Consider the following 6095-nt stretch of genomic DNA (forward strand, 5'->3'; position numbering starts at 1 on the left):
GGGGCCACGGTCATGTGGGCCCTGGTCCTACTCCTCGACGAGTTACGAACATAGTTGAGCCAGAGTCAATTCAGAAGAGGCAGCCCCGGACGGACCACCGCCCGATCGGAGCATTCACCCTCACTTTTCCGTCCAATGCTCGCGGAATCACCTCCTCCGTACCGCCTGACCTGCGGATTTCGACTCCGCCTCAAGCCCCGCGACAGCCCCGTCCCAGCACCATCTCCGGTCACACAATTTGTCGGGCCTGTGGACAAACTCCCAGCCACGTTGCGTCATGGGGTGGTGAAGGCTGCTAACCCCCGGGGCACGGCCCCCGGCACCCCGCCCCGGACGCGCATCCTCATCGTCGGCGGCGGCTACGTCGGCATGTACACGGCCATCCGGCTCCAGCGGAAGCTCAGAGCCGACGAGGCAGAGGTCACGGTGCTCACCCCCGAGCCCTACATGACCTACCAGCCCTTCCTCCCGGAAGCGGCCGCCGGCTCGATCTCCCCGCGCCACGTCGTGGTCCCGCTGCGCCGCGTCCTCAAGGGCTGCCGCATCGTCATCGGCCAGGCCCACCACATCGACCACGCCAAACGGACGGTCACCCTCACCACCCTCGCCTCCGAGGACGAGGGCGCCGGCCCGGTCGAGCTCGCCTACGACGAACTCGTCCTCGCGCCCGGCTCCGTCTCGCGCACCCTCCCCGTCCCGGGACTCGCCGACTACGCCATCGGATTCAAGACCGTGGAAGAGGCCATCGGCCTGCGCAACCACGTCATCGAGCAGATGGACATCGCCTCCTCCACCCGCGATCCGGGCCTCCGTGACGCCGCCCTGACCTTCGTCTTCGTGGGCGGCGGGTACGCAGGCGTCGAAGCCCTCGCCGAACTCGAGGACATGGCCCGCTACGCGGCGCGGTATTACCACAACATCAAGCCCGAGGACATGAAGTGGGTGCTGGTCGAGGCCAGCGACCGGATCCTCCCCGAGGTCGGCCCCGAGATGGGCGTCTACACGGTCCGCGAACTGCGCCGCCGCAACATCGACGTCCGCCTGGAGACCCGCCTCGACTCCTGCGAGAACCGGGTGGCCGTGCTCAGCGACGGCGCCCGCTTCCCCACCCGCACCGTCGTGTGGACCGCCGGCGTCAAACCGCACCCGGTCCTGGCCGCCTCCGACCTCCCCAGGAACGAACGCGGACGCCTCGCCTGCACCGCCTTCCTCACCGTGGAGGGCGTCGAGCACGCCTTCGCGGCCGGCGACGCGGCGGCCGTCCCCGACATCACCGCCGCCGAAGGCACCACGGGCCCCGGCCTCGAATGCGCCCCCAACGCCCAGCACGCCGTCCGCCAGGCCAAGGTCCTCGCCGACAACCTCATCGCCTCCCTCCGCGGCGAGGTGCTCACGGAGTACGCCCACAAGTACGTGGGCTCCGTCGCCTCCCTCGGCCTGCACAAGGGCGTCGCGCACATCTACGGCCGCAAGATCAAGGGCTACCCGGCCTGGTTCATGCACCGCGCATACCACCTCAGCCGGATCCCCACCTTCAACCGCAAGATGCGCGTCCTCGCCGAATGGACCCTCTCCGGCCTCTTCAAGCGTGAGATCGTCTCCCTGGGCTCCCTCGAACACCCCAGGGCAGAGTTCGAACTGGCCGCAGGCGGCGGCCACAAGGCCCACCCACCCCACCCCGCCCCCGACCCCCCGAAGGACAGCCAGGGCTGATTTGTCAGTGCGGTCGGCCACACTGGACGTGTGACCATAGGTGGGCTCACACCTGCACAGAGTGACATCGTCCAGTGACCGACCACGAGCGACACAGCGACCACTTGCGACACCACGAGGCTTGAACGCAGTGAACTTCACGCGCTGGAGCGCCCGGTTTCCCGGAACGCAGCGCCGCGCAGCCGCCCGGACCGAACACGCCGCAGCCCAGGCCAAGCGGGGCGAAGGCTCCGTCCCGGCAGCCCGCGGCGGCCGAGCCGACCCCGGAACCGAGCGGGCCGAGGACGGCTGCCCCGCCGACCCCACGGTCTCCGGCACCGGGTCCGCGTCCGGGAGCGGGAGCGGGAGCGGATCCGGCAGCGGCAGCGGAACCACCGCCGCGACCGGCACCGGAAGCTCCCGGGCCGCGCGGCCGGAAGACCCGGCCGCGGTGCCCTCCCTCGACGAGCTCCCCGTACGGGAGGTCCTCGACCGGCTCCCGGCCCTGGTCGCCCTCGTCCACGGCCCCGAGCACCGCGTCGCCTACGTGAACGACGCCTACACCGCAGGCTTCGGCACCCGCACCACCGGCGCCCCCGCCCACGAGGCGCTCCCCGAGCTCGGCGAACTCGGCCTCCTCCCCCTCCTCGACCAGGTCCAGCGCAGCGGCAAGCCCCGTACCGCCAAGAACCGCAGCGCTCCCGGCGGCACCAGCTCCTACACCGTCACCTGCACCCCGGTCGAGTTCCCCAAGACCGACACCGGGGGCACCCCCGACCCGCACCCCACCGGCGTCCTGGTCCACCTCGCCGACGTCACCGACCACGCCGAGGCCGCCGAACGCCTCCGGGCCAGCGAACGCCGCCAGCGCGAGGCCGCCGTCACCCTCCAGCGCTCCCTCCTCCCCCAGGAGCTCGAACAGCCCGACGACCTCCGCGTCGCCGCCACCTACCAGCCCGGCGGCACCGAGGCCGCCGTCGGAGGCGACTGGTACGACGTCATCACCCTCGGCGCCGGCCGCACCGCGCTCGTCATCGGTGACGTCATGGGCCGCGGGGTCCGCGCCGCCGCCGTCATGGGCCAGCTGCGCACCGCCGTCCGCGCGTACGCCCGCCTCGACCTGCCCCCGCACGAGGTGCTCCAGCTGCTCGACGGGCTCGCCGCCGAGATCGACGCCAGCCAGATCGCCACCTGCGTCTACGCCGTCCACGACCCCAACGAGGGCCTGCTCGCCTACGCCTCCGCCGGCCACCTCCCCATCCTGGTCCGGGACGAGGACGGCACCGTCCGCCGCGCCGCCGACCCCACCGGCCCGCCGCTCGGCACCGGCGGCTGGCTGCACACCTCCGGCACCATCGCGCTCGGCCCCGGCTCGACCGCCGTCCTCTACACCGACGGCCTGGTCGAACGCCGCGGCGAGGACATCGACGAGGGCGTCGCCGCCCTCGAACGCGCGCTGTCCTGCGCGCAGGGCACCCCGGCGGTCATCTGCGACCGCCTGATGCGCGCCCTCGGCGTGGACGCCGACCACGACGACGACGTCGCCGTGATGGTCCTCCAGCAGCCGGCCCGCACCGGGCAGGACGCGGAGCTGTTCCACAACGCCGCCCTGGAACTCCTCGGCGGCATCGAGGCGGCCCCGCGCGCCCGCGCCTTCGCCCAGGGAGTCCTCGCCTCCTGGCGCTTCCCGGTCGAGCTGTGCGACCTCGGCGTGCTGGCCGCGAGCGAACTCGTCGCGAACTCCCTCCAGCACGGCACCCCGCCGATGCGGCTGCGCCTGCGCCGCACCGACCGCCGCCTGATCATCGAGGTCACCGACGGCGACGACCACCTTCCGCGCCGCCGCCGCGCCGAACCTGCCGACGAGACCGGCCGGGGCATCTCGATCGTCGCCACCATCGCCTCCTCCTGGGGCACGCGCCGCACCCCGGGCGGCGGCAAGGCCGTCTGGTGCGAGTTCGCCCTGCCGGACAAACAGCCGGAGAAGTAGCAGGACGCTCAGACACAGCCGTCCGGACGTCCGGACATGCGGAAGGCCCCGGTCCAAAAGGACCGGGGCCTTCCGCATGCCTGCGGTACGAGCCTCACACGTGCGCGGGCTCCGCGACCGCCGCCTTGGCCGCGACAGCCGGACCGCCCTGGGCCACGACCCGGGACAGCGACGGGTTGTCCTGCTCCGGGCTCAGCTGCTTGCCGAGCCGCAGAGCCAGCCAGGCGATGCCGAGGGAGACCACGACGAAGATCCCGATGTAGAGCATCGGAACGCCCGCACCCAGCGGCACGCCGAGCGGCCCCAGCGCCAGCGCCATCTGCTTGACCAGCGCGAAAGCGGAGTTGTACTGGCCCACCGAGCCCTCGGGAGCCAGATCGGCCACCAGCGGCGCCAGCGTCGGAGACAGCATGGCCTCGCCGATGCCGAACAGTGCGTACGTGGTGACGAACGCTGCGGCGGCCATCGTCGCGCTGCCGTGCCCCAGCCCCGAGAACCCGGCGATGACCCAGGCCACGGTCCAGATCAGCCCGACCAGCGCGATCACCCGGGAGCGACGGCGCTTCTCGACGAGCCGCAGCACCACGAACTGCGCGACGACGATCGCACCGGTGTTGGCGGCCAGCGCGAAGCCCAGCGTGGACGGGGAGATCCCGGCGGCCTCGGTGCCGAAGGCGGCGAGCCCCGACTCGAACTGCCCGTAGCAGGCGAAGAAGATCACGAAGCCGAGGACCAGCAGCTTGACCATGGCCTGGTGCTGGAGCAGCCGCTTCCAGCCGCCGCCCGCCTGCGCGGAGCCCTTGGGCACGGCGTCCTTGATGACCGGCGCGTGCGGCATCCGCACGGTGAGGATGACCCCCGCCAGCACCAGGAACATCACGGCCTCGATGCTGAACAGCAGGGTGAAGCTGCCCGGCCGGGTCTCGTCGACGATCTGGCCGCCGATGAGGCCGCCGATGCCCAGGCCCAGGTTCTGCATGAAGAACTGGAGGGCGAAGGCACGGGTCCGGGTGGACGGCGTGGAGCACCACACGATCATCGTGGCGAGCGCCGGCTGCATGACGGCCTGCCCGGCGCCGAGCGCCAGGGCGGACAGCAGGATCGGCACGACACCGCTGGAGAGCCCGAGGGAAAGCGCACCCACCGAGGCGGCGACGGCCGCGCCGATGACCACGGGGACCGGACCGCGTCGGTCGATCACCCGTCCGGTGAGGGGCAGCGCGACAAGAGCGCCCAGGGCGAAGGCCACGAATGCACTCGTGGCGGCCATGGAACCCAGACCTCGCACCTGCGCCACATAGATGTAGAGGAACGGAACCGTGAAACCGATGCCGAACGCGGTCAGCGCGTTCCCGGCCTGGATCCGCCGCATCGCAGCGCCCATCACCTTGGTCACTTCTCACCTGCCTTTGAGAGCCGAAGACTGAAGACTTCAGAACTTCACACCTAAACTTCGATCCTTAACTCTACACATCGAAGGAGTTAGATGCCAATGGGTCTCGTGCCATACTTCGACGCATGGGTGACACCCCCGACGGCACTACGCCCGTCCACGAGCCGAGCCTCGATGAGCAGATCGCCGTCTACCAGCGCGAGTTCCAGGACCTCGACCCCCAGGTCGAGAAGGTGGTCTCGGCGCTGAGCCGGCTGAACCGCCGCATGAACGTCGCGTACGGACGCCAGACCGCGGCCCTGGGCATCAGCAACGCGGAGTGGGAGGTCCTCAAGGCCCTCGTCCTCTCCGGCGCTCCGTACCGGATGGGCCCGAGCGAGCTCGCGAAGCAGCTGGGCCTCACGCCGGCGGCGATGACCCACCGGATCGACCGCATGACCGCGGAGGGCCTGGTCACCCGCGAGCGGGACGAGAACAACCGGGTGCGGGTGATCGTGGAGCTCACCGATGAGGGCCGCAGCAAGTGGCTCGACGCGATGCGCGCCGCAACGGTCTTCGAGGAGGACCTGCTCCAGGACCTCTCCACTGCGGAGCGGGGGGTGCTCGGCGACATGCTCGCCCGCCTCCTGGAGCGCGTGGAAGACCTCCAATCGCCGAGCTGACCCGCGGGTTTGACACGGACGCCGCGGGTCCGTAAGGTTCTTCGAGTTGTCCCAGAGCCGGAAGGTTTTGACGACAACGAATCCCGCCGCCTCGTTGCGGCATCCAAACTCAGCGCGATCTCCCACCGGGATCGAATTCGGCATGCCCGAATTCATTTCCGAAGGCCGATTATCGGTCGCCGCGGAAATCCGCTAGAGTTCAGGAGTCGGAAGGGCCCAACAGCCCGGAAGACAAACCCCGCTGACTGGGGGTCAGGCCCGAAAGAGTCTGATAGAGTCGGAAACGAAGAACGAAGCCCGGAGGAAAGCCCGAGAGGGTGAGTACAAAGGAAGCGTCCGTTCCTTGAGAACTCAACAG

General features: G+C 70.5%; 4 protein-coding genes. 3 read left to right on the forward strand and 1 reads right to left on the reverse strand.

The genetic code is table 11. The features are described from left to right. Positions 1 to 282 precede the first annotated feature (282 nt). The gene (locus IO30_RS0110645) at positions 283 to 1713 is read left to right on the forward strand and encodes an NAD(P)/FAD-dependent oxidoreductase (protein ID WP_031141619.1); all 1431 of its coding nucleotides are present in this window, start codon (positions 283 to 285) and stop codon (positions 1711 to 1713) included. A 130-nt stretch (positions 1714 to 1843) separates the two neighbouring features. Continuing rightward, positions 1844 to 3682, forward strand: a complete 1839-nt coding sequence (locus tag IO30_RS0110650; protein WP_031141621.1) for an ATP-binding SpoIIE family protein phosphatase — start codon at positions 1844 to 1846, stop codon at positions 3680 to 3682. A gap of 94 nt (positions 3683 to 3776) precedes the next feature. Here IO30_RS0110650 and IO30_RS0110655 read toward each other — a convergent pair whose 3' ends face one another. After that, a complete protein-coding gene (locus tag IO30_RS0110655) occupies positions 3777 to 5066 on the reverse strand; it encodes an MFS transporter (RefSeq protein ID WP_031141623.1) in 1290 nt (429 codons plus the stop codon). Between the two features lie 134 nt (positions 5067 to 5200). On the opposite strand from IO30_RS0110655, the gene IO30_RS0110660 reads away from it, so the two are divergent. Further along, a complete protein-coding gene (locus IO30_RS0110660; protein ID WP_031141624.1) occupies positions 5201 to 5737 on the forward strand; it encodes a MarR family winged helix-turn-helix transcriptional regulator in 537 nt (178 codons plus the stop codon). The last annotated feature ends 358 nt before the right edge of the window (positions 5738 to 6095 follow it).

The organism is Streptomyces xanthophaeus, from assembly GCF_000725805.1.
Classification (GTDB): Bacteria; Actinomycetota; Actinomycetes; order Streptomycetales; family Streptomycetaceae; genus Streptomyces; species Streptomyces xanthophaeus.